Raw genomic sequence first — 1638 nt, forward strand, 5'->3', positions numbered from 1 at the left:
AGGTCCGTTTGGAGTAGAAGTAATCAATACGTCTGTAGGATTAACTTTAACACCGTTTAATGTATCGTTTGTAAGTATATTGATTCCGGCATCATCACCTTTAGTACCGTTGATAGTTCCCGCAATATCATTGACAGCTTTGATAGCTGGAGCTACTACAGTCACTGTCACAGTAGCAGTACTGCAGTTGTTAGGATTCAATACTTGACATATTGTATAATCTACGGTATAATCACCTGCTTTAGTATTTGGCGCAACAGTTACTGTTCCATCCGTATTTACCGTTAGAGGTCCGTTTGGAGTAGAAGTAATCAGTACATCTGTAGGATTAACTTTTACACCGTTTAATGTATCGTTTGTAAGTACATTGATTCCGGCATCACCACCGTTAGTACCGTTTATAGGTCCCGCAATATCATTGACAGCTTTGATAGCTGGAGCTACTACAGTTACCAATTGTGTACAAGTAGCTATATTGCCCGCATTATCTGTTACGGTCCAAGTTACTGTAGTGTTTCCAATAGGAAATAAGTTCGGAGCATCATTTGTTATTGATTTAACTTCACAGTTATCACTTGAAGTAGGAGTGCCAAGATCTACATTTTCTTTTGGTATAGAAATAGATTGAGTGTTTAAAGTTATGTTTACAGGGGCAGCACAAGTTATCGTTGGATTTATATTATCTATTACAGTTACCACTTGCTTACAAGTTGCTGTATTTCCAGCAATATCAGTTGCAGTCCAGGTCACGGTAGTATTTCCAATAGGGAAAATACTAGGAGCATCATTTGTTACTGATTTTAACTCACAGTTATCATTTGAAGTTGGAGTTCCAAGGTTTACATTGGCTTTAACTATAGTACAAGAGTTTGAATCCAAATTTACTGTTAAAGATTCAGGACAATTTATAACCGGAGCCGTTACATCTTTCACAATTACCTTTTGAGTAGCTGTAGTAGAGTTTCCGTTTCCATCATTGAACGTCCAAGTGATTGTATAAGTTCCTTGTGTATTATAAGTCAAAGGATCAGTAGTCGTTCCTGTGATTGTTCTAGCGCAAGAGTCTGTAGTTGTAGGAGCAACCGCTGTCGCAGTACATTCACCAGTTACATCAGCCAAAGTAGGCATAACCGGAGCTGTTACATCTTTCACAGTTATTTTTTGAGTAGCTGTAGTAGTGTTTCCGTTTCCATCATTGAACGACCATGTGATTGTATAAATTCCTTGTGTATTATAAGTCAAAGGATCAGTAGTCGTTCCCGTTATTGTTCCAGCACAAGAGTCTGTAGTTGTAGGAGCAACCGCTGTTGCAGTACATTCACCAGTAACATCAGCCAAAGTAGGTTTCACCGGAGCCGTTACATCTTTCACAGTTACTTTTTGAGTAGCTATAGTAGTGTTTCCGTTTCCATCATTGAACGTCCAAGTGATTGTATAAGTTCCTTGTGTATTATAAGTCAAAGGATCAGTAGTCGTTCCTGTGATTGTTCCAGCGCAAGAGTCTGTAGTTGTAGGAGCAACCGCTGTTGCAGTACATTCACCAGTAACATCAGCCAAAGTTGGTTTCACCGGAGCCGTTACATCTTTCACAGTTACTTTTTGAGTAGCTATAGTAGTGTTTCCGTTTCCATCATTGAA

General features: G+C 38.9%; 1 protein-coding gene. It reads right to left on the reverse strand.

Annotated elements, in window-relative coordinates:
• A partial coding sequence (locus tag QO182_RS19410) for an HYR domain-containing protein (RefSeq protein ID WP_371563705.1) occupies positions 1-1638 on the reverse strand: 1638 nt, incomplete at both ends.

Origin of the sequence: Flavobacterium sp. Arc2 (assembly GCF_041431385.1) — a bacterium.
Taxonomy (GTDB): Bacteria; Bacteroidota; Bacteroidia; order Flavobacteriales; family Flavobacteriaceae; genus Flavobacterium.